The following is a 21482-nucleotide window of genomic DNA, read 5'->3' as shown; positions in this document are numbered from 1 at the left end:
TCCAGGCTGAGCGGGTGACGCCGTGAGCATAACCCGCTTGCGCAGCCCTTGCCGCTATTGGCTGAAGGCGCCTTCCGACAGATGAGTCTCGATGCTGACCTCGGAGGTGGTCATCAGCTTGTGTACCGGGCAGCGGTCGGCCACGCGGTGCAGCTCTTCGCGCTGGGCGTCGGTGAGTACGCCCTTGAGCGTGAGTTTGACGTGCAGGACGTATTTGCCTTTCTGCTCTTCACTGTTGTCGCGCTTGACCTCAACCCCGACGCCGGTCAGTGGGATGTCCTTCTTCTTCGCATACAGTTTCAGTGTCAGGGCCTTGCAGGCACCGAGGGCTGCATCGAAGTAGTCGTGTGGCTCGGGTGCCGTGCCTTCGCCGCCGGACGACTTGGGTACATCGGCAAACAGTTCATGGTCATCGATCTGGACGCTGTGACGAAAACCTTCGGCGGAGACGGTATTGACGGTAACGGTCATGGGAAACCTCGTAGGCAACAGGAAAAGTCATTCGATCAAAAAAGACCCTGAAGTTATAGAGAATTCCTTCACGTTAGCGTTCCACTTTCTTGCCGGGTGATTTGACCGCGAGGGGCAAGCCTCGCTCCCACAGGATTGCGCGGAACTCAAGGTTGTCATCGTCTTGTCACCCCCGCGTCATACCCTCGCGCTCATCTCAATCAAGGAGCGCACCATGCACCTCACCCGTTTAACTGCCCTGGCCACGTTGATGTTCGTCAGTGCTCTGGCCAGTGCCGAAGTCCGCGTCGAAGGTTCGGTGGAATACGGCGTGTTCGCCAGCGCGAAAGCCGAACTGCAATCGGGCGAGCGAGTTTTGCGCCGCAGCAATGAACAGATTCAGCAGACCGAAATCGTCCCGGCGAAACTGGGCACAAAATTCGGTATGCGTTACCAGTTGGCCGGCAAAGTCGCCGAAGGTGAGCCGCTGACTTTGCTCTATTTCACGCCGGGCATCCGCACCCCGGATGGTGTGCGTCACGACAAACTGGAAGTGATTCAGAAACTGGTGCCAGGCGCTCCGCTGGACCTGATGGCCTTCGAGTTCACTGAAAGTCACGAAGTCGTTCCTGGTGAATGGCGTTTCATGGTGTTCCAGGGCGATCGTCTGCTGGCTCAGCAACGCTTTACAGTGCGCTGATCGCTCCGCTCAACGAAACGCCAGACGAAAAAAAGCCCCGCGTTTGCGGGGCTTTCATGTCGTTGCGGATCAGCTGCCTTTCACCGTCTTGCCGTTGACCGTACCGTCGAGGAGCATGATGTTGTACTCCTTGCCGTCGGTTTCGACCTGTTGCAGACGGACCAGCAGGTAATCCCAATCCTTGGCGAACCACAGCACGGTGATGCGCTTGCTTTGTGTCGGATCGCGCACGCGCTCGACCTTGATCGCATCGATCTGGCCAGCCTTGGTGTCGACTTTCTCCGAACCCAGCACGCGGAAGTCGTAGGTATCGACTTCGCCGTCATCGACGACCTGATAGCTCATGCTTTTCTTGCCGGCGGCCACGTCATGCTGCAGCGCCAGCTGATAGGTGGACTTGTCGACCATTCCGCGGTTGAGCGGGAGCTTGACGGCGTCACCGCGATCGGTGCCGGTGACCATCTTGTTGGTCCAGTCGAAGTCCAGATCAGCCTTTTTGGCCTTGCCCAGGCCACCGCGTTCGAAGTGGTAGGACTGTGGCAGCAGCGTGTCCTTGTCCAGGGTGAGGGTGCTTTCTTCGGTCAGGCTGGCGATCATCATCGACGCCTTGAAACTGAGTTTCCAGATGCCGTTGGCTTCCTTGGTCAGGCTGCGTTCGGCGGTGCCGCTCATGGGCAACTGCTTCCAGTCGGCGGTGTAGCTGGCGGAGAAGGGTTGAAGGTCTGCGGCCTGCGCAAACGGCAGGGCGAGCAGAGCGCAAGCGAAGAGCAGGGCACGACGCATAAAATCTCCTAGGTTCGAATCAAGTGGCCGCTGGCCGCGAGTAACTGTCCGTCCAGTAAAGCACCTTGTTCGCCAAGCGATAAACGACCTTCGGCAAACCAGCGTACGGCCATCGGGTAGATCAGGTGTTCCTGGGTGTGGACTCGCTGCGCCAGACTCTGCGGCGAATCGTGCAACTCTACCGGTATTACTGCCTGTACGACCAGTGGTCCGCCATCGAGTTCCTCGGTGACGAAGTGCACGGAGCAGCCGTGTTCCGTGTCGCCGGCCTCCAGCGCGCGCTGATGGGTGTGTAACCCTTTGTATTTGGGCAGCAGCGAGGGATGGATATTAAGCAGGCGACCCTGATAGTGGCGCACGAAGTCAGCGCTGAGAATGCGCATGAAGCCGGCCAGTACCACGAGTTTGGGGTTGAAGGCGTCGATCAGTTCGATCAGCGCGGCATCGAAGGCCTCGCGACCTTCGAACGCCTTGTGATCCAGGGTGCGGGTGTCGATACCCGCGTCCCTGGCGCGTAGCAGGCCGTAGGCGTCGGCGCGGTTGGAAATCACCGCAGCGATGCGAACCGGGCTTTCGCCGGTCCGCGTGCTGTCGATCAAGGCCTGCAAGTTACTGCCGGTGCCGGAGAGCAGCACCACGACATCACAGGTGGCGGACATCAGTGCGCCTTAAGGTTCTTCAGTTCGACCTGAGCCGCGCCTTCGGCAGCGGTGGCGATCTGACCGATGACCCAAGGCTGCTCGCCGGCTTCACGCAGGACGTTCAGGGCGGTTTCGACGTGCTCTTGAGCCACGCAGATAACCATGCCGACGCCGCAGTTCAGCACACGGTGCATTTCGGTTTCGTCGACGTTGCCTTTCTCTTGCAGCCAGTCGAACACCGCCGGGCGGGTCCAGCTCGCAACGTCAACTACCGCTTGAGCGCCTTTTGGCAGTACGCGCGGGATGTTGTCCAGCAGGCCGCCACCGGTGATGTGGGCCATGGCTTTGACGGCACCGGTGTCTTTGATCAGCTTGAGCAGCGGCTTCACGTAGATACGGGTCGGGGCCATCAGCAGGTCGGTCAGCGGTTTGCCGTCGAGCTGGATGTTCTCGATGTCGGAACCCGACACTTCGATGATCTTGCGGATCAGCGAGTAGCCGTTGGAGTGCGGGCCGGAAGACGGCAGGGCGAGCAGGGCATCGCCGGCAGCGACTTTCGAACCGTCGATGATTTCGGATTTTTCCACGACGCCGACGCAGAAACCGGCCAGGTCGTAGTCTTCACCTTCGTACATACCTGGCATTTCAGCGGTTTCGCCGCCGACCAGGGAGCAGCCGGACAGTTCGCAGCCTGCGCCGATGCCGGTCACAACTTGTGCGGCGGTGTCGACGTTCAGTTTGCCGGTGGCGTAGTAGTCGAGGAAGAACAGCGGCTCTGCGCCGCACACCACCAGGTCATTCACGCACATGGCAACCAGGTCGATGCCGATGCTGTCGTGTTTGTTCAGGTTCAGCGCCAGGCGCAGCTTGGTACCGACGCCGTCAGTGCCCGAGACCAGCACCGGTTGCTTGTAACCGGCCGGGATTTCGCAGAGGGCGCCGAAACCGCCCAGGCCGCCCATGACTTCCGGGCGCGCAGTGCGCTTGGCGACGCTCTTGATGCGTTCGACCAATGCTTCACCGGCGTCGATGTCTACACCGGCGTCCTTGTAGCTCAGGGAGGGTTGCTTGCTCATGATCCAGGCCTTTAGGGGGGATTCAGGGGTAACGACCGAGTCCAGTGGGGCCACTGAAGCTGGCGAAGGGCAATTGCCGTACGCGAATTTCAGGGCGCCCGGCTGTTGCCGGTCTGCGAAGGCGCGCGATTTTATCAGGCTTGAGGGGCAGCGGCCATCCTCGTGCCGACGGGCAGGGGCATATTGCGTTAAAAAAAATCGATACTGCCCGTGTTGGTGGCGTCCCACATGGCTGTATAAGGTATCGACGTTAACCGTCTATCGTTATGACAGTACGAAAACTTACCGGGATCGGGTGAATGTTTTGCTTGGGCGTGTGGTCACAGCCTAGTTCATGCGGTCTGTTCCAGCCGCTCTTGTCGTCAGGAATCTTTCATGCGTTTTCTTAAATTCTTGTTCGTGGGCTGTTTAGCCGTGGTCAGCCTGACCAGCCATGCCGAAACCGTCAAAGGCCTCTATCAAGTGCGCGAGCCCGTCAGCGGCCAGACGCCGGAGGAGCGCGATCAGGCGACTCAGCGGGCGCTGGATACGTTGGTGTTGCGCCTGACCGGCGACCCCAGGGCGGCGCAAAGCCCCGGTCTGGCGGCCGTGCGCAAAGAGCCTCAGCAAATCATCAGTCAGTTCGGTTACGACGCCGGGCCGCCGGAGGTGCTGAAAGTCGATTTCGATCCGGCCACCACCGAACAGGCCTTGCGCCGTGCCGGGTTGGCCGTGTGGGGTGCCAATCGGCCGTCGATCCTCGGCTGGTGGTTGAACGACTCCGCCGAAGGCTCGAGCCTGGTGGGCGATGGTCAGGCCAGCGCTGCGCCCCTGCGTCGGGCGGCTCAACACCGTGGCCTGCCGCTGCGTTTGCCGCTGGCGGACCTGAATGAACAGATCGTCGCTACCGCGCCGAATCTGGAAAGTGCTGACCCTGCGCCGCTGCAGGGCGCCTCCGACCGTTACAATGCCGACGCCTTGCTGGCGGTGCATGCCCGTGAAGAGGGTGGCCAATGGCAAGCCAAGTGGCGTCTGTGGTTGGGCGATCAGAAAGAGGCCGGTAGCGTGCAGGGCGCCGATGCCGCCGCCGTGGCCGATGCGGTGATGCTGGCGGTCAGCGAGCGTCTGGCGTCGCGTTTCGTCGCTAAACCGGGTGCGTCCGGCGAGCAATTGCTGGAAGTGCAGGGAATGAATCTGGAGCGTTATGCCACGCTCGGGCGTTTGCTGGAGCCTTTTGGCGCGCGTTTGCTGAGTGTCGATGGCGACCGCGTGCTTTATCGCGTCAACGGCAGTGCCGATCAGCTGCGAGCTCAGTTGTCCCTGGCGAAATTGCAGGAAGTTCCGGCCGGTCAGGCCCCGGCACCCACGGCACCTGTTCCCGTGGCTGCTGGTTCGGCGCCGGCCGCAGCGCCAGGCCCGGCACCTACGCCGCAGTTACGTTTTCGCTGGTAGTTTTTCTTTATATAGAAGCAGGAGTGGTACATGGCCGATACGCGGCGTTGGTTCTGGCTTGGTGGGGTGGTCCTGCTTTGCGCGTTTGTTTACCTGTTGCATCCGATCCTGACGCCGTTCCTGGTGGCGCTGCTGTTGGCTTATCTGTTCGACCCGCTGGTGGATCGGCTGGAGAAGTTCGGTCTGTCGCGGACCTGGGGCGTGGTGGCGGTGTTCGCCTTGTTCACGTTGATCCTTACCACGCTGCTGTTGGTGTTGGTGCCGATGCTCGCCAAGCAGCTGTTTCGCCTGTATGAACTGGCGCCGCAGATGCTCGACTGGTTGCAGCACACCGCGTTGCCGTGGGCGCAATCGAAGTTGGGTTTGTCGGAGGGCTTCTGGAAGTTCGACAAGCTCAAGGCGGCGATCAGCGAGCACATGGGCCAGACCAGCGACATTGTCGGCGTGGTGCTGAGTCAGGCGACGGCCTCAGGCCTTGCGCTGATTGGCTGGCTGGCCAATCTGGTGCTGATCCCGGTGGTGAGTTTTTATCTGCTGCGGGACTGGGACCTGATGATGGCCAAGATCCGTAGCCTGCTGCCGCGTGATCGTGAAGAGCGCGTCATGTCCCTGGCCGGGGAATGCCATGAAGTGCTTGGAGCGTTCGTGCGTGGGCAGTTGCTGGTGATGCTGGCGCTGGGTGTGATCTATGCCTCAGGCTTGATGATCGTCGGGTTGGAGTTGGGGTTGTTGATCGGTCTGATCGCCGGTCTGGCGGCGATCGTGCCGTACATGGGGTTCGTCATCGGGATTGGCGCGGCATTGATTGCCGGTCTGTTCCAGTTCGGGGGCGATCTGTACCCCATGATCGGTATCGTCGCGGTGTTCATGGTCGGCCAGGCACTGGAAGGCATGGTCCTGACGCCGTTGCTGGTGGGGGATCGGATCGGTTTGCATCCGGTGGCGGTGATCTTCGCCATCCTGGCCGGCGGCGAACTGTTCGGTTTTACCGGTGTGCTGCTGGCATTGCCGGTGGCGGCGGTGATCATGGTGCTTGTGCGCCACGTGCATGATTTGTACAAGGATTCGGATATCTATGGCGGTGTCGACGAGTCTGGGCAGTAAGGCTTTTTGATCGCTCGTAGCGGGCATCCTGGTTTCATGCCAGGTTTGCCCGCCTCCCTCGCGCGGCTGTCACATGCGCCGCCAAAGAAACTGGTTAACGCAAACCTTTGATTTTGCTTGTGGTCTGTCGCATTGTGCGGTCAGCTTCACGGGTATAAACTTCGCAAACTTTACACAGAGGCCACTAACGGTTCCTTTGGAACTGTTCAGTCAGCATGAAACCGATTCAGCTGCCCCTAGGTGTGCGTCTGCGTGATGACGCTACCTTTATCAATTACTACCCAGGCGCCAATGCCGCTGCACTCGGCTATGTCGAGCGGCTCTGCGAAGCCGACGCCGGCTGGACGGAAAGCCTGATTTATCTCTGGGGCAAGGACGGGGTAGGGCGCACGCATTTGTTGCAGGCGGCGTGTCTGCGCTTCGAACAGCTGGGGGAGCCGGCGGTGTACCTGCCGTTGGCCGAGTTGCTGGACCGCGGTATCGAAATCCTCGACAACCTCGAACAATACGAGCTGGTCTGCCTGGACGATTTGCAGGCGGTCGCCGGCAAGGCGGATTGGGAAGAGGCGCTGTTCCATCTGTTCAATCGTCTGCGTGACAGCGGTCGACGTCTGCTGATCGCCGCCTCGACATCCCCGCGCGAACTACCGGTGAAGCTGGCGGACCTCAAGTCGCGGCTGACACTGGCACTCATCTTCCAGATGCGCCCGCTCTCTGACGAAGACAAATTGCGTGCCTTGCAGTTGCGCGCATCTCGTCGTGGCCTGCACCTGACCGATGAAGTCGGGCATTTTATTTTGACCCGCGGGACCCGCAGCATGAGTGCGCTTTTCGAGTTGCTTGAGCGCCTCGATCAGGCCTCCCTTCAAGCTCAGCGCAAGCTGACAATCCCGTTCCTGAAAGAAACCCTCGGTTGGTAAAAAACCTGGTAAAGCCCAGGTTTTACGCGGGCTAGGCATATTTCAGGCGTCAACAAATCCGCTTTCCTGCAAGGGGGCAGGCTGCGCAAAGATTCAAAATGGGCTTAAGCGCTTAGATGTAAACGAGAAGCCGATAAGTCACATAAAGATCGATTGAATTTGCAAATGAGGTTGATAGCGGGCATAGTCTCGGCTTCTTTACAACTATCAGCCACGGTCGTGCCCATGCTAAATCGCTTCGCACCCCTCGTGCCTCTCGCACTCGTCACCCTGTTGTTCGGTTGCGCTGCCCACTCTCCAGTGTCTCAGCAAGAGCAACAACAGCGGGTTTCAAATTCAGTTACCGCGCAGTCTTCTTCCGTTCTTTTCCAGGAAGAGCTAGCCACCAATAAAGAACTGGCAGACTTCGCCGGCGGCAAGTCATACCAACTTCCGGTTCTGGCCGACAGCATCCTCGAACGTGGCATGTCCCTGATCGGTACCCGTTACCGTTTCGGCGGCACCTCCGAGGCAGGCTTCGACTGCAGCGGCTTCATCGGTTATCTGTTTCGTGAAGAGGCCGGCATGAACCTGCCGCGCTCCACCCGCGAAATGATCAACGTTGACGCTCCGCAGGTTGCTCGCAGCGCCCTCAAGCCGGGTGATCTGCTGTTCTTCGCCACCAATGGCCGTCGCGGTCGTGTCAGTCACGCCGGGATCTACCTGGGTGACAACCAGTTCATCCACTCCAGCAGCCGCAAAAGCGGCGGTGTCCGGATCGATAGCCTGGGCGACAGCTACTGGAACAAGACCTTCATCGAAGCCAAGCGCGCACTCGCGATGGCGCCGACTGTGGCCCCGGCTATCGTCACTGCACGCAAGTAAGCAGACAGTTTATAAGGTGAACTTAAAGTCTTACTTGAAGTTTGCCGCGTAGCCGCTAGAATCCTGATCTATTATTGATGGCAAACCGCCTGCGTTCTGCGCAGGCGGTTTTCTTTTCTGCCTTTGTGGCAGAAAAAGCCGCAGCCAGATCAGGATGTTCTGTTTATGACGATGTCGGCCCGCCTCGCACTCATGGTCTTCGCAGCGCTGCTCAGCGCCTGCGCCAGCCGCACACCGCCACCTGCGCCGGTAGTTCGCGCGCCCATTGTTTTCGGTTCCTCCCAAGCCTTTTCCCCGGCGGCAGAAGATGTGTTGTTTCGCGCGCTCGGCCTGGTGGGAACACCTTATCGCTGGGGCGGCAACACGCCGGATTCCGGGTTTGATTGCAGTGGTCTGATCGGTTACGTCTATCGCGATGTCGCGGGTATTTCCTTGCCGCGGTCCACACGAGAGATGATCGGCATGCAAGCCCCCAATGTCGGCAAGGAAGGCCTGCAAACCGGCGACCTGATTTTCTTCGCCACTAATGGCGGCTCCCAGGTCAGCCATGCTGGCATCTACGTCGGCGAAGGCCGCTTCGTCCATGCGCCAGCCACGGGCGGCACGGTCAAGCTGGACAGCTTGTCCAAAGCTTATTGGCAGAAAGCCTATCTGAGCGCCAAGCGCGTCCTGCAGCCTGAGCACTTGGCACATAATCCATAGGGGGGCGTTCTCAATGAATTCCCGGCGCGATGGGGAAGCTCATTGAGAATGGCTTAACGGAGGTTGTCATGACCGCTCGCACGCTCAATCTCGACGATTCCCTGTACCACTACCTGCTCGACGTTTCCCTGCGAGAAACGCCGCTGCTCAAGCGCCTGCGCGACGAAACCCAGGCGCTGCCCATGGCTCGCTGGCAGGTGGCGCCGGAGCAGGGGCAGTTCCTCGCGTTGCTGGTCAAACTCATCGGCGCCAGGCGTTTGCTGGAAGTCGGTACCTTCACCGGTTACAGCGCCTTGTGCATGGCCGCTGCATTGCCGGATGACGGTTCGCTGATCTGTTGCGATATGCCAGGCGATTACAATGCCACTGCTCGTCGTTACTGGCAGGAAGCAGGTCTCGCCGGGCGCATTGATCTGCGTCTGGCTCCTGCGCTGGAAACCCTCGCGCAGCTTGAGCGGCAAGGGCAAGGCGAGCACTACGATCTGATTTTCATTGATGCCGACAAGGCCAATTATCCGACTTACCTGGAGCATGCGCTGCGTTTGCTGCGGGTCGGTGGTCTGGCAGTGTTCGACAACACGCTATGGAGCGGGCGGGTGCTTGAGGCGAATCCCGAGAGCGAAGACACCCGAGCCATCCAGGCGCTCAATCGCGCCTTGAAGGATGACTCGCGTGTGGATCTGTCGTTGTTGCCGCTGGGGGATGGCCTCACGCTCTGTCGTAAACGCTGATCCCTTGTGGGAGCGAGCCTGCTCGCGATAGCGGTGCGTCAGGCCACATCGTCTTTGAATGTGCTGACCCCATCGCGAGCAGGCTCGCTCCCACAGTGATGTGTGTCGCAGTTATTGAGCCGCCGAAACGCGCCACACCTTGTTCCCCGCATCATCCGCCACCAGCAGGCCGCCCTGCTGATCGATTACCACGCCCACCGGCCGGCCCATGGCTTTTTCCTCGTCGTTGAGGAAACCGGTGAGCACATCCACTGGCTTCCCGGTCGGTTTGCCGGCGCTGAACGGCACGAAAATCACTTTGTAGCCGCTGTGTGGCTTGCGGTTCCACGAGCCGTGCTGGCCGATGAAGGCACCTTGGGTGAACGGCGCCGGCAGTTTGCTGCCTTCGGCGAACGTCAGGCCCAGCGACGCGGTATGGGGCCCCACCGCGTAATCTGGCGCAATGGCCTTGGCGACCAGAGCAGGGTTTTGCGGCTCGACGCGAACATCGACATGCTGCCCGTAATAGCTGTAAGGCCAGCCGTAGAACCCGCCATCCTTCACTGAAGTGATGTAGTCCGGCACCAGGTCGCTGCCGATTTCGTCACGCTCGTTGACCGCGGTCCACAGTGCGCCGCTCTGTGGCTCCCAGGCCAGACCGTTTGGGTTGCGAATCCCTGAGGCGAAGATCCGATGGTTGCCGGTGGCGCGGTCCACTTCCCAGATCGCCGCGCGGCCTTCTTCCTGATCCATGCCGTTTTCGCCGACGTTGCTGTTCGAGCCTACGGTGACGTACAACTTGCTGCCGTCCTTGCTGGCGATGACGTTTTTGGTCCAGTGGTGATTCAGCGTGCCGCCCGGCAGATCGACCACCTTGATCGGCGGCAACTTGATCGCCGTTTCGCCGTTTTCATAGTGGAAACGCAGCAGGCGGTCGGTGTCGGCAACGTACAGGTCATTGCCGACCAGGGTCATGCCGAAGGGCGAGTTGAGGTTTTCCAGGAACACCGTGCGGGTTTCGGCGACGCCGTCGTGGTCCTTGTCCCGCAGCAGGGTGATGCGGTTCGGGCTGGGGACGCCGGCACCTGCGCGCCCCATGACTTTGCCCATGACCCAGCCGCGAATGCCTTTGCCGTCGTCAGGTTTAGGTGGCGCATTGGTTTCGGCCACCAGCACGTCGCCATTGGGCAACACGTAAAGCCAGCGCGGATGATCGAGGCCTTCGGCAAACGCCGCCACCTGAGTCCCCGCCGCGGCGACAGGTTTTGCACCTTGAGGCCAGCCGATCGCCGGGGCGATGTTCACCGTCGGGATCAGGGTTTTGTTCGGTTCTGGCAGCTTGGGCGACGGTCCGGTGCCGTCCGAGACTTGCAGGCTGGAGGTTTCACCACAGGCGGCGAGCCCTCCGGCGAGCGCGATGATGAAAACGAGCTGGGGTTTGCGCATTACTGATCTTCCCTATGAATGCATTGACGTAATCATAGAGAAGCGTAGGCACCCGATGGTTCAACCGGTCAGCCGCGGGCTTCCTTGAACAGCACGGCGATGCCCGGGTGGTAGTTGCCGGCTTCATTGCGCAACTTGCGATAGGCGTAGGGGAAATACCAGGCCGCGGCGCAGGTGTGTTCCTTTTGCAGATCGTCGAGCATGTCCTGGAGCTCTTCCGGGGTGGCGCTGTGCTGGGCTTTTTGTGGCGCGACAAACAGACAGCCGAGCTTCAGGTCGCTGGCATAGCTGATTCGCTTTGCGTCGCTGGTGATGTCCGCCAGTGCCTGGGTCAGGTTCAGGCTATTGACTCGCGGCCAACGCTGGGTCACCTGGAGGTACGCGCGTTCTTCGCTGGTGGCGATGAACAGATCGGCGCGGGCGTTGCGTTCGCCTTCTTCGGTTTGTTTGCGGGTCTGCGTTTGCTGCAGCGTGATCATTTCCGCCATCCAGGCCGCGGCAGAGAGCAGGCCGAGGTTGGCGTTTTCGTCGTACCAGTAAGGCGTATCGTTATCGCCGCGCACGGCATTGTAGCGGTCGATACAGTCAAACCAGCGTTCCAGCACCGGGCGCAGGAATTCCAGCTTCGGATTGCTGATGATCATGCCTTGCATGTGGCTCACCTTTGTTATTGTGTTGTGAGGTTGTGGCTCTTTGATATCACTGCTGGCGGTGTGGCACAAGATTGGCGTCAGTTAATTGATCGACGGCAGTTATTCGCTGGCAGGCGGTCCGGCTTTAATTGACGCTCCACCCCCAACCCTCTAACCTTCGCGGCTTGTTTCAGGTGCTCTGTGGCCTTGGTCGACAGAGTGAAACAGGGAAGTCGGTGAGTGACTATCTTCAAGCAACGAAGAGTCATGATCCCGACGCTGCCCCCGCAACGGTAAATGAGTGAAGGCTGCGCCTGGAGCCACTGTGTCGAGTCTCGACATGGGAAGGCGCGCAGTTGGGCCAAGTGCCGCTCATGAGCCCGGAGACCGGCCTGATCCATCCAACGGCATCACGGTGGGCGATGCCAGGCTTCTTGCCGTCTATTCTTGTGCCTGCCCGCCGTTATCCAGCCTCAACGGAGAGCTCCCCCATGACTGATACCCCCGATCGTGACGAACGCCACCTGGCGCGCATGCAGCGCAAAAAAGCCGTGATCGACGAACGCATCGCCAACTCCCCGAATGAATGCGGCCTGCTGCTGGTGTTGACCGGCAACGGCAAAGGCAAGAGCAGCTCGGCGTTCGGCATGCTCGCCCGATCCATGGGCCACGGTATGCAGTGTGGCGTGGTGCAGTTCATCAAGGGCCGCAACAGCACCGGCGAAGAACTGTTCTTCCGGCGTTTCCCGGAGCAAGTGCGTTTTCATGTGATGGGCGAGGGCTTCACCTGGGAAACCCAGGACCGCCAGCGCGACATCGCCGCCGCCGAAGCCGCCTGGGCTGTGTCTCAGGAACTGCTGCGCGATCCGTCCATTGGTCTGGTGGTGCTCGATGAACTGAACATTGCCCTCAAGCACGGTTATCTCGATCTCGATCAGGTGCTCAGCGACTTGCAGGCCCGTCCGCCGATGCAACACGTGGTGGTCACCGGTCGTGGCGCCAAACCGGAGATGATCGAGCTGGCCGATACCGTCACCGAAATGGGTGTGATCAAGCACGCGTTCCAGGCCGGAATCAAAGCGCAAAAAGGCGTCGAGTTGTGAGACAGCCACGTCATTGCCCGGCGGTGCTGATTGCCGCGCCGGCCTCCGGTCAGGGCAAGACCACCGTCACCGCCGCGCTGGCCCGGTTGCACCGCAATCAGGGGCGCAAGGTCCGTGTGTTCAAATGCGGCCCGGACTTTCTCGACCCGATGATTCTCGAGCGTGCCAGCGGTGCGCCGGTGTATCAACTGGACATGTGGATGGTCGGCGAGCAGGAAAGTCGCCGCCTGTTGTGGGAGGCTGCCGGTGAGGCGGACCTGATCCTCATCGAAGGCGTCATGGGGCTGTTCGACGGTACGCCGTCCAGCGCTGACCTGGCGCGGCACTTCGGTGTGCCGGTGCTCGGCGTGATCGACGGCACCGCGATGGCGCAGACCTTTGGCGCACTGGCCCTGGGGCTTGCGCGCTATCAGCCGGATTTGCCGTTTGCCGGTGTGTTGGCCAACCGGGTCGGCACCTTGCGTCACGCGCAATTGCTTGAAGGTAGCCTGACGGAAGGCTTGCGCTGGTACGGCGCGTTGTCCCGGGAGACCGGGATCGAATTGCCGAGCCGGCATCTCGGCCTGGTTCAGGCCAGCGAACTGAATGACCTCGACCTGCGCCTTGATGCGGCGGCCGCCTCACTGGCCAGCAGTTGCGATGTGGCGTTGCCGCCGGCCGTAGAGTTCGCTGCGCCTGAAATGATCGCCGCCGAACCGTTGCTGGCCGGTGTGCGGATTGCCGTGGCCCGGGACGAAGCCTTCGCGTTTACCTATGGCGCGAGCCTGGATCTGCTACGGGCCATGGGCGCCGAATTGTCGTTCTTCTCGCCTATCCGCGACACCGGCTTGCCGGAGGCAGACAGTCTTTATCTGCCGGGCGGCTACCCCGAATTGCACCATGTGGCGTTGTCGCAAAACACATCGATGCTGACCGCCATCCGCGCTCACCACGCGGCGGGCAAGCCGTTGCTGGCCGAGTGTGGCGGCATGTTGTATCTGTTGGATTCGTTGACCGATGTCGAGGGCACTCGCGCTGAACTGGTCGGCTTGCTGACCGGTGACGCGGTGATGCAGAAGCGTCTTGCCGCGTTGGCTTTGCAGGCGGTGGAACTGCCGGAAGGTTTGCTGCGTGGGCACACCTATCACCACTCGCTGACCAGCACCGAACTTGAGCCGATTGCTCGAGGTTTGAGCCCCAATGGCGGGCGAGGGGCGGAGGCGGTTTATCGTGAGGGGCGGATGACGGCCTCTTATGTGCACTTTTATTTTCCGTCCAATCCATCGGCGATTGCCGCGTTGTTTGTGCCTGACCGCCAGGACGCCTTCGCGAGCAGGCTCGCTCCCACAGTGGACCGCGTTTCGTCAGACAACACCGTTTCTAATGTGGGAGCGAGCCTGCTCGCGAAGAGGCCATGACTGACAACGCATTCTCCGAAGCCGAACGCGAAGCGGTCTATCGGGCAATCGCTGAACGCCGCGACATGCGCCACTTCAGCGGCGGCACCGTCGAGCCTGAGTTACTTCGTCGTCTGCTCGAAGCCGCACACCAGGCACCGAGCGTCGGCCTGATGCAGCCCTGGCGTTTCATCCGCATCAGCGACCGGGCACTGCGCGGCAAGATCCAGCACCTGGTGGAAGACGAACGCATCCGCACCGCCGAAGCCCTCGGCGAGCGCTCCGACGAATTCATGAAGCTCAAGGTCGAAGGCATCAATGACTGCGCCGAGGTGCTGGTCGCCGCGCTGATGGACGATCGCGAGCGCCACATTTTCGGTCGTCGGACATTGCCGGAAATGGACATGGCCTCGCTGTCCTGCGCCATCCAGAACCTTTGGCTGGCGTCCCGCGCCGAAGGCCTGGGCATGGGCTGGGTGTCGCTGTTCGAGCCGCAAGCCCTGGCGGATTTGCTGGGTTTACCGACCGGGGCCAAGCCTTTGGCCGTTCTTTGTCTGGGGCCGGTCAAGGAATTCTATCCGGCGCCGATGCTGGTACTCGAAGGCTGGGCGCAGGCGCGTCAGCTCAACGAGTTGCTGTATGAAAATTATTGGGGAGTGAGTCAATGAGTGTGGCGTTGTTGAGTGTCGCCGCGGTCGCGCTGGATGCGCTGCTGGGTGAACCTAAACGCTGGCATCCGCTGGTGGCGTTCGGTCGTTTTGCCGATCGCATCGAACAACGTTTCAACTCCGCTGGCCGCGGCTGGCGCAGTCATGGTGTGACGGCCTGGGTGATGGCGGTCGTGCCGCTGACCTTGCTGGTCACCGCGCTGTCCTGGGCGCCTTACGTTGGCTGGATCGTCGAGATTCTCGCGCTCTATTGTGCTCTGGGCATGCGCAGCCTCGGCGAGCATGTCGAGCCGGTGGCCAAGGCCCTGCGCAGCGATGATTTGGTTGAGGCGCGCACACGCGTCGGTTATCTGGTCAGCCGCCAGACCAGCGAGCTGGACAAAACCGAAGTCGCCCGCGCCGCCACCGAATCGGTGCTGGAGAACGGCAGCGATGCGGTGTTCGCCGCACTGTTCTGGTTTGCCGTGGCGGGTGCGCCCGGCGTGGTGCTCTATCGTCTGAGCAATACCCTGGATGCGATGTGGGGTTATCGCAACGAACGCTTCGAGCGTTTCGGCTGGGCCGCGGCAAAGATCGACGATGTCCTGAACTACATTCCCGCACGCCTGGTGGCGTTGACCTACGCGCTGCTGGGCAAAACCCGGCTGGCGCTGAAGTGCTGGCGTACACAAGGCCCGACTTGGGACAGTCCGAATGCCGGGCCGGTGATGGCGGCCGGTGCCGGTGCGCTGGGTGTCGAGTTGGGCGGGGCGGCGATTTATCACGGTGAACTGCATCAACGTCCGCAATTGGGCGAAGGCGTGCCGGCGGATGCCGATTCCATCGACCGTGGCTGGCAATTGGTCCAGCGCGGGGTATGGTTATGGCTGCTGATTCTCTGCGTGGGGGCTGAATTCTATGCTTGAGCACGGTGGCCGGTTGCGCAAGGCTGCGCGTGAATACGGTATCGCCGAAGCCGATTGGCTCGACCTGTCCAGTGGCCTGGCGCCCTGGCCATTCCCGGTTCCGGACATCCCGTTGCGGGCCTGGGCGCGGTTGCCGGAAACCGATGATGGTCTGGAGCAGGCCGCCTGTGACTATTACGGTGCGGCTCAGGTGTTGCCAGTGGCGGGTTCGCAAATGGCTATCCAGTTGCTGCCGCGTTTGCGCCGGGCCGGCAAGGTCGGCGTGCTGTCACCGTGTTACGCCGAACACGCCGAAGCCTGGCGCCGCAACGGTTACATCGTGCGTGAAGTGCTGGAGTCGGAAGTCGATTTCTTTCTCGACAGCCTTGATGTGCTGGTGGTGGTCAATCCGAACAATCCCACGGGGCTGAGCCTGACCCCGGCTCGCCTGCTGGATTGGCATTCGCGGCTGGCCCGACGCGGTGGCTGGCTGGTGGTTGACGAAGCGTTCATGGACAACACACCGCATTTGAGCCTGGCGCCGTTTGCCAACCAGATCGGCTTGATCGTGCTGCGCTCCTTCGGCAAGTTTTTCGGCCTGGCCGGTGTGCGGCTGGGGTTTGTGCTGGCTGAGCGCAAGTTGCTCAAGCTGCTGGCCGAGCAAGTGGGGCCATGGGCCGTCAGTGGGCCGACCCGAGTGCTGGGCCAGGCGTGCCTGACGGATACGCACGGGCACACCCGACAGCGCATTCGTACTGACGAGGCTGGCGAGCGTCTGGCACTGTTGCTTGAACAGTATGGTTTCAAACCTCAGGGCGGCTGCGCGTTGTTCCAATGGCTGATCACCGAGCGCGCCGAAGCACTGCATGAGTTCATGGCCCGACGCGGCATTCTGCTGCGATTGTTCACCCACAACAGCAGCCTGCGGTTTGGCTTGCCGGCGGATGAAGCGGATTGGTCGCGCCTCGAACAAGCCCTGCAAACCTATGCCAAGGAAAACCCATGACAACGTTGATGGTGCAAGGCACCACATCCGACGCCGGTAAAAGCACACTGGTGACGGCGCTGTGTCGCTGGGTCACGCGTCAGGGCGTGAGTGTCGTGCCGTTCAAACCGCAGAACATGGCCCTCAACAGCGCCGTGACCGCCGACGGTGGCGAGATCGGCCGTGCTCAAGCGGTGCAGGCCCAGGCCGCCAACCTCGAACCGCACACCGACATGAACCCGGTGCTGCTCAAACCCAACAGCGATACCGGTGCCCAGGTGATCATTCATGGTCGCGCGGTCACTACGATGAATGCCGTCGCCTATCACGACTACAAAGCCATCGCGATGCAAGCGGTGCTGGCCTCTCATGAGCGTTTGAGCGCGGCGTATCCGCTGGTGATGGTCGAAGGGGCGGGTTCGCCGGCAGAGATCAACCTGCGCGCCGGCGACATCGCCAACATGGGGTTTGCCGAGGCGGTGGATTGCCCGGTGGTGCTGATCGCCGACATCAATCGCGGCGGGGTTTTCGCGCATTTGGTCGGGACGCTGGAGCTGCTGTCGCCCAGCGAACAGGCGCGGGTCAAAGGCTTCATCATCAACCGTTTTCGCGGCGACATCGCTTTGCTGCAACCGGGGCTGGACTGGCTGGAAGCACGCACCGGCAAACCGGTGATCGGCGTGTTGCCTTATGTGATGGACCTGCATCTTGAAGCCGAGGACGGCCTCGATCAGCGTCAGAACGACAAGGCCGATCAAGTGCTCAAAGTGGTGGTACCGGTACTGCCGCGCATCAGCAACCACACCGATTTCGATCCACTGCGCCTGCATCCGCAAGTGGACCTGCAATTCATCGGCCCCGGCCAGACGATTCCGCCGGCCGACCTGATGATTCTTCCCGGTTCGAAAAGCGTGCGCAGCGACCTCGCGTATCTGCGGGCCAACGGCTGGGACACGGCTATCTCGCGGCACTTGCGCTATGGCGGAAAGGTGCTGGGGATCTGCGGCGGTCTGCAAATGCTCGGCGAGCAGGTGCATGACCCGCTGGGCCTCGAAGGCGCACCGGGTTCCAGTGCCGGTTTGGGCTGGCTGTCGTTCGAAACGCAACTTGAAGAAGAGAAGCAGTTGCGCAATGTGCGTGGGCGCCTGGCACTGGAAGATGCGCAGGTCAGCGGCTATGAAATTCATGCCGGCGTGACCACGGGACCGGCGCTGGAAAACGCCGCCGTGCGGCTGGACGATGGTCGCTGCGACGGCGCGCAAAGTGTCGATGGACAGATTTTCGGCACGTATCTGCATGGCCTGTTCGAATCCCCGGCGGCGTGCAGTGCGTTGTTGCGCTGGGCCGGTTTGCAGGATGTGCAGGAAGTCGATTACCACGGGCTGCGCGAGCGCGATATCGAGCGACTGGCGGATCTGGTGGAGAAGCATCTGGATACTTCATTGCTGCGTGAACTCTGTGGGATTTGAGGTGGCTGCACAGGCCCCATCGCGGGCAAGCCCGCTCCCACAGGTTCCCTGGGTGGACCAAAATCTGTGCACAGCCTCGATCCTTGTGGGAGCGGGCTTGCCCGCGATGACGCCCGTCGCCTCACCGCACATTTGAAGGACTGAACCATGCTGCAACTGATCCTCGGCGGCGCCCGATCCGGCAAAAGTCGCCTGGCTGAAAAACTGGCGACAGACAGTCAGCTACACGTCACCTACATCGCCACCAGCCAACCCCTGGACGGTGAAATGAACGAACGAGTTGCCCATCACCGCGCCCGTCGTCCGGCCGAATGGGCGTTGATCGAGGAACCGCTGGAACTGGCCCGCGTGTTGTGCGAAAGCGCCAGTGCCGATCGTTGCTTGCTGGTGGATTGCCTGACGCTGTGGCTGACCAATCTGCTGATGCTCGACGACGCCGAGCGCCTCGCCGCCGAGCGCGAAGCCCTGCTGGACTGCCTGGCGTCGTTGCCGGGTGAAATCATTTTTGTCAGCAACGAGACCGGAATGGGTGTCGTGCCGCTGGGCGAATTGACTCGCCGCTATGTCGATGAAGCCGGTTGGCTGCATCAAGCCTTGGCCGAGCGCTGCCAACGTGTCGTCCTGACCGTCGCCGGCCTGCCCCTGACTTTGAAAGGAACTGCGTTATGACTCACTCCTGGTGGCTGAACCCATGCAAGCCGATCGATGCGCAAGTGGTCGAACAGGCGCAGGCGCGCCAACAGCAACTGACCAAGCCTGCCGGCTCGCTCGGCCAGCTCGAATCGGTGGCGGTGCAACTGGCCGGGTTGCAGGGGCAGGTCAAGCCGACGCTCGATCAGCTGTGGATTGCTATTTTTGCCGGTGACCATGGCGTGGTCGCCGAAGGGGTGTCGGCGTTTCCCCAGGAAGTCACCGGGCAGATGCTGCACAACTTTGTCAGCGGTGGCGCGGCGATCAGCGTGTTGGCGCGACAGTTGGGGGCTTCTCTTGAAGTGGTCGACCTCGGCACCGTTACACCGTCGTTGAATCTGCCGGGTGTGCGTCATCTGAACATCGGCCCGGGCACGGCGAATTTCGTCCAGGGGCCGGCGATGACTCAGGCCCAGGGCGAGCTCGCCTTGCAGGTCGGCCGCGACAGTGTGCAGCGCGCTATCGCAGCAGGCGCGCAGTTGTTCATCGGTGGCGAAATGGGCATCGGCAACACCACGGCGGCCAGCGCGTTGGCCTGTGCCTTGCTCGATTGCCCGGTGGTGCACCTGGCCGGGCCGGGCACCGGACTGAACGCGGCGGGTGTCAGCCATAAAGCCCGGGTCATCGAGCGTGCCTTGGCGTTGCATGGCACTCAGCGTGGCGATGCGCTGCAAACCTTGTTCAATCTCGGTGGCTTCGAAATCGCTGCGCTGGTCGGTGCGTATCTGGCCTGTGCCCAGGAAGGTGTCGCGGTATTGGTCGACGGGTTTATTTGCAGTGTTGCCGCGCTGGTGGCGGTGCGTTTGAATCCGGCTTGCCGTGAGTGGTTGCTGTTCGGTCATCGTGGCGCCGAGCCGGGCCATCGCCATGTGCTGGAAACCCTGAACGCCGAACCGTTGCTGGACCTCGGTCTGCGGCTGGGCGAGGGCAGTGGTGCGGCGTTGGCCGTGCCATTGTTGCGGCTGGCCTGCGACCTTCACGGGCAGATGGCAACGTTCGCCGAAGCCGCGGTGGCGGATCGCCCGGCATGACCTTGCGCCTGGACCTGTTGCGCCATGGCGAAACCGAACTCGGCGGCGGTTTGCGCGGCAGCCTCGACGATGCGCTGACCGGTAAGGGTTGGGAGCAGATGCGCGCTGCGGTGGTCGAGCAGGGCCCTTGGGATCGCTTGGTCAGTTCGCCGTTGCAGCGCTGTGCACGCTTTGCGCAAGAGCTTGGGGCACAACTGGGTTTGCCGGTGCAGCTGGACAAAGACCTGCAAGAGCTGCACTTCGGTGTCTGGGAAGGGCAGAGCGCAGCGGCGCTGATGGAAACCAGCGCCGAGGCGTTGGGCTTGTTCTGGGCTGATCCCTATTCGTTCACACCGCCTGACGGTGAACCGGTGGCGGACTTTTCGGCACGGGTGTTGGCGGCGATCGAGCGGCTGCACGCGGCCTATGCGGGTGAGCGAATCTTGCTGATCAGCCATGGCGGCGTCATGCGCTTGTTGCTGGCGCAAGCACGCGAATTACCGCGTGAGCAGTTGCTCAATGTTGAGGTCGGCCATGGTGCGCTGTTCTCGCTATCGGTTGAATCCGGCACCTTGTTAACGGAAGCGAGCTGATCATGCTGGCGTTCTGGATCGCCCTGCAATTTCTGAGCAGCCTGCCGATTCGCCTGCCGGGCATGCCGACGCCCGAGGAATTGGGCCGGTCGCTGCTGTTCTATCCGCTGGTCGGTTTGCTGTTCGGCGGGATCTTGTGGGCACTGAACTGGCTGTTGCTAGGCACGCCATTATTGCTTCACGCCGCACTGCTGCTGAGCGTCTGGGTATTGCTCAGCGGTGCGTTGCACCTGGATGGCCTGGCCGATAGCGCCGATGCATGGCTCGGTGGTTACGGCGACCGTGAACGCACCCTGACCATCATGAAAGACCCTCGCAGCGGGCCGATCGCGGTGGTGACGCTGGTGCTGGTGTTGCTGCTCAAGTTTGCCGCATTGCTGGCATTGATCGAGCAGCAGCACAGCGTGGTCCTGATCATCGTTCCGTTGATTGGCCGCGGCGCGTTATTGGGGTTATTCCTGACCACGCCTTATGTGCGTCCTGGCGGATTGGGGCAGGCGCTGGCCGATCATCTGCCGCGTTTGGTCGGGCGGCAGGTGTTGGCGATCAGTGCGGTGGCTTGTGTGTTGATGGCGGGCCTCAGTGGTGTATGGGCGCTTGTGCTGGCCATTGTGGTGTTTGTCTGGTTGCGGCAAGTGATGTTGCGGCGACTGGGAGGGACGACGGGCGATACCGCCGGGGCGTTGCTGGAGTTGCTGGAAGTGGCGCTACTGGTGGGCTTGGCGCTGCTCTGAATCCCACAGGTAATATGTATCAAAAATTTGCTTTCATTTAACCGCGGGTATATACACGCACCATGCTTCCTTCTCAATGTTTGTGCACCAACCTGCGTCGCGCCGCTCGTGGCGTCACCAGGCATTATGACGGCGCTCTCGACGGCTTCGGGATCAACGTTGCCCAGTATTCTCTGTTGTGCAATCTGCAGCGTCTGGATCAACCGAGCATCTCGTCTCTGGCCGAGGCCATGGGCCTGGATCGCAGCACCCTGGGGCGCAATCTGCGGGTGCTGGAGGGTGAAGGCCTGGTGACGCTGGTCGAGGGCGAAGACATGCGCAATCGCATCGTCCTGCTCACTGAAACGGGGCGCGAACGTCTGGCAGCGGCCTTGCCGGCCTGGGAAGCGGCGCAGCAGCGGTTGATCGACCGTCTGGGTGCCGACAAGCGTGAAACCTTGCTGAAACTGCTGGACGAACTGGCTTGAGGCCAGTTTGTTCGATCTTAAGCGGGTATATACCCGCTACCGGA

Annotated in this window: 24 protein-coding genes and 1 riboswitch; of the genes, 18 read left to right on the top strand and 6 right to left on the bottom strand. The window is 61.4% G+C overall.

The features are described from left to right. Positions 1 to 54: 54 nt before the first annotated feature. Entirely contained in the window at positions 55 to 471 is a 417-nt protein-coding gene (locus LOY38_RS21165; protein WP_258696896.1) for an OsmC family protein, read from the bottom strand. 214 nt (positions 472 to 685) lie between these two features. Between LOY38_RS21165 and LOY38_RS21160 the strand changes: the two genes are divergently transcribed. Then, positions 686 to 1150, top strand: a complete 465-nt coding sequence (locus LOY38_RS21160) for a DUF3859 domain-containing protein (protein WP_258696895.1) — start codon at positions 686 to 688, stop codon at positions 1148 to 1150. A 69-nt stretch (positions 1151 to 1219) separates the two neighbouring features. On the opposite strand, the gene LOY38_RS21155 is transcribed toward LOY38_RS21160, so the two are convergent. Genes LOY38_RS21155 through purM form a run of 3 tightly spaced genes read right to left on the bottom strand, consistent with a single transcriptional unit; the run spans position 1220 to position 3650 of the window. After that, a complete protein-coding gene (locus LOY38_RS21155) occupies positions 1220 to 1933 on the bottom strand; it encodes a DUF3108 domain-containing protein (RefSeq protein WP_258696894.1) in 714 nt (237 codons plus the stop codon). Between the two features lie 8 nt (positions 1934 to 1941). Continuing rightward, positions 1942 to 2592 carry a phosphoribosylglycinamide formyltransferase gene (purN, locus tag LOY38_RS21150; RefSeq protein ID WP_258696893.1) on the bottom strand — a complete coding sequence of 217 codons (651 nt, stop codon included), beginning with the start codon at positions 2590 to 2592 and terminating at the stop codon, positions 1942 to 1944. Next, a complete protein-coding gene (purM, locus tag LOY38_RS21145) occupies positions 2592 to 3650 on the bottom strand; it encodes a phosphoribosylformylglycinamidine cyclo-ligase (RefSeq protein WP_007936066.1) in 1059 nt (352 codons plus the stop codon). Before purM ends, purN begins: the two co-directional genes overlap by 1 nt. A gap of 375 nt (positions 3651 to 4025) precedes the next feature. On the opposite strand from purM, the gene LOY38_RS21140 reads away from it, so the two are divergent. From LOY38_RS21140 to LOY38_RS21115, 6 genes are all read left to right on the top strand, one after another. Further along, the gene (locus LOY38_RS21140; protein ID WP_258696892.1) at positions 4026 to 5081 is read left to right on the top strand and encodes a DUF2066 domain-containing protein; all 1056 of its coding nucleotides are present in this window, start codon (positions 4026 to 4028) and stop codon (positions 5079 to 5081) included. A 30-nt stretch (positions 5082 to 5111) separates the two neighbouring features. Next, a complete protein-coding gene (locus LOY38_RS21135) occupies positions 5112 to 6185 on the top strand; it encodes an AI-2E family transporter (RefSeq protein WP_258696891.1) in 1074 nt (357 codons plus the stop codon). A 215-nt stretch (positions 6186 to 6400) separates the two neighbouring features. Next, entirely contained in the window at positions 6401 to 7105 is a 705-nt protein-coding gene (gene hda, locus LOY38_RS21130; protein WP_007898944.1) for a DnaA regulatory inactivator Hda, read from the top strand. 225 nt (positions 7106 to 7330) lie between these two features. Then, positions 7331 to 7969 carry a C40 family peptidase gene (locus LOY38_RS21125; protein ID WP_258696890.1) on the top strand — a complete coding sequence of 213 codons (639 nt, stop codon included), beginning with the start codon at positions 7331 to 7333 and terminating at the stop codon, positions 7967 to 7969. Between the two features lie 165 nt (positions 7970 to 8134). Continuing rightward, the gene (locus tag LOY38_RS21120; protein ID WP_258696889.1) at positions 8135 to 8671 is read left to right on the top strand and encodes a C40 family peptidase; all 537 of its coding nucleotides are present in this window, start codon (positions 8135 to 8137) and stop codon (positions 8669 to 8671) included. A gap of 68 nt (positions 8672 to 8739) precedes the next feature. Continuing rightward, on the top strand, positions 8740 to 9402 hold the full coding sequence (locus LOY38_RS21115) for an O-methyltransferase (protein ID WP_258696888.1): 663 nt from the start codon (positions 8740 to 8742) through the stop codon (positions 9400 to 9402). Between the two features lie 111 nt (positions 9403 to 9513). Here LOY38_RS21115 and LOY38_RS21110 read toward each other — a convergent pair whose 3' ends face one another. Beyond that, positions 9514 to 10827 carry a sorbosone dehydrogenase family protein gene (locus LOY38_RS21110; protein WP_258696887.1) on the bottom strand — a complete coding sequence of 438 codons (1314 nt, stop codon included), beginning with the start codon at positions 10825 to 10827 and terminating at the stop codon, positions 9514 to 9516. 68 nt (positions 10828 to 10895) lie between these two features. Beyond that, positions 10896 to 11480 carry a hypothetical protein gene (locus LOY38_RS21105; RefSeq protein ID WP_258696886.1) on the bottom strand — a complete coding sequence of 195 codons (585 nt, stop codon included), beginning with the start codon at positions 11478 to 11480 and terminating at the stop codon, positions 10896 to 10898. Between the two features lie 154 nt (positions 11481 to 11634). Beyond that, positions 11635 to 11870, top strand: a riboswitch (cobalamin riboswitch). Between the two features lie 80 nt (positions 11871 to 11950). On the opposite strand from LOY38_RS21105, the gene cobO reads away from it, so the two are divergent. The 11 genes from cobO (at position 11951) to LOY38_RS21050 (ending at position 21438) form a co-directional block, all read left to right on the top strand. Continuing rightward, on the top strand, positions 11951 to 12562 hold the full coding sequence (gene cobO / locus LOY38_RS21100) for a cob(I)yrinic acid a,c-diamide adenosyltransferase (protein ID WP_059402199.1): 612 nt from the start codon (positions 11951 to 11953) through the stop codon (positions 12560 to 12562). Further along, a complete protein-coding gene (locus LOY38_RS21095) occupies positions 12559 to 13959 on the top strand; it encodes a cobyrinate a,c-diamide synthase (protein ID WP_258696885.1) in 1401 nt (466 codons plus the stop codon). The genes cobO and LOY38_RS21095 overlap by 4 nt, the downstream gene beginning before the upstream one ends. Further along, positions 13956 to 14606, top strand: coding sequence for a 5,6-dimethylbenzimidazole synthase (gene bluB / locus LOY38_RS21090; RefSeq protein ID WP_258696884.1), 651 nt, complete (start codon positions 13956 to 13958; stop codon positions 14604 to 14606). Before LOY38_RS21095 ends, bluB begins: the two co-directional genes overlap by 4 nt. Continuing rightward, the gene (gene cbiB / locus LOY38_RS21085) at positions 14603 to 15511 is read left to right on the top strand and encodes an adenosylcobinamide-phosphate synthase CbiB (RefSeq protein WP_018925130.1); all 909 of its coding nucleotides are present in this window, start codon (positions 14603 to 14605) and stop codon (positions 15509 to 15511) included. Before bluB ends, cbiB begins: the two co-directional genes overlap by 4 nt. Then, a complete protein-coding gene (gene cobD, locus LOY38_RS21080; protein ID WP_258696883.1) occupies positions 15504 to 16496 on the top strand; it encodes a threonine-phosphate decarboxylase CobD in 993 nt (330 codons plus the stop codon). The genes cbiB and cobD overlap by 8 nt, the downstream gene beginning before the upstream one ends. Then, entirely contained in the window at positions 16493 to 17944 is a 1452-nt protein-coding gene (locus LOY38_RS21075; protein ID WP_258696882.1) for a cobyric acid synthase, read from the top strand. The genes cobD and LOY38_RS21075 overlap by 4 nt, the downstream gene beginning before the upstream one ends. Before the next feature lie 147 nt (positions 17945 to 18091). After that, on the top strand, positions 18092 to 18613 hold the full coding sequence (gene cobU / locus LOY38_RS21070) for a bifunctional adenosylcobinamide kinase/adenosylcobinamide-phosphate guanylyltransferase (protein WP_258696881.1): 522 nt from the start codon (positions 18092 to 18094) through the stop codon (positions 18611 to 18613). After that, positions 18610 to 19665, top strand: coding sequence for a nicotinate-nucleotide--dimethylbenzimidazole phosphoribosyltransferase (gene cobT, locus LOY38_RS21065; protein WP_258696880.1), 1056 nt, complete (start codon positions 18610 to 18612; stop codon positions 19663 to 19665). Before cobU ends, cobT begins: the two co-directional genes overlap by 4 nt. Next, the gene (gene cobC, locus LOY38_RS21060; RefSeq protein WP_258696879.1) at positions 19662 to 20237 is read left to right on the top strand and encodes an alpha-ribazole phosphatase family protein; all 576 of its coding nucleotides are present in this window, start codon (positions 19662 to 19664) and stop codon (positions 20235 to 20237) included. Before cobT ends, cobC begins: the two co-directional genes overlap by 4 nt. 2 nt (positions 20238 to 20239) lie before the next feature. Then, a complete protein-coding gene (locus tag LOY38_RS21055) occupies positions 20240 to 20971 on the top strand; it encodes an adenosylcobinamide-GDP ribazoletransferase (RefSeq protein ID WP_258696878.1) in 732 nt (243 codons plus the stop codon). 62 nt (positions 20972 to 21033) lie between these two features. Then, positions 21034 to 21438: a MarR family winged helix-turn-helix transcriptional regulator gene (locus LOY38_RS21050; protein ID WP_258696877.1), complete on the top strand. Its 405-nt coding sequence runs from the start codon at positions 21034 to 21036 to the stop codon at positions 21436 to 21438. Positions 21439 to 21482 lie beyond the last annotated feature (44 nt).

The organism is Pseudomonas sp. B21-015 (genome assembly GCF_024749285.1).
Classification (GTDB): domain Bacteria; phylum Pseudomonadota; class Gammaproteobacteria; order Pseudomonadales; family Pseudomonadaceae; genus Aquipseudomonas.
Note: the sequence above shows the minus strand (reverse complement) of the source record. Positions and strands in the feature narration are given on the sequence as shown.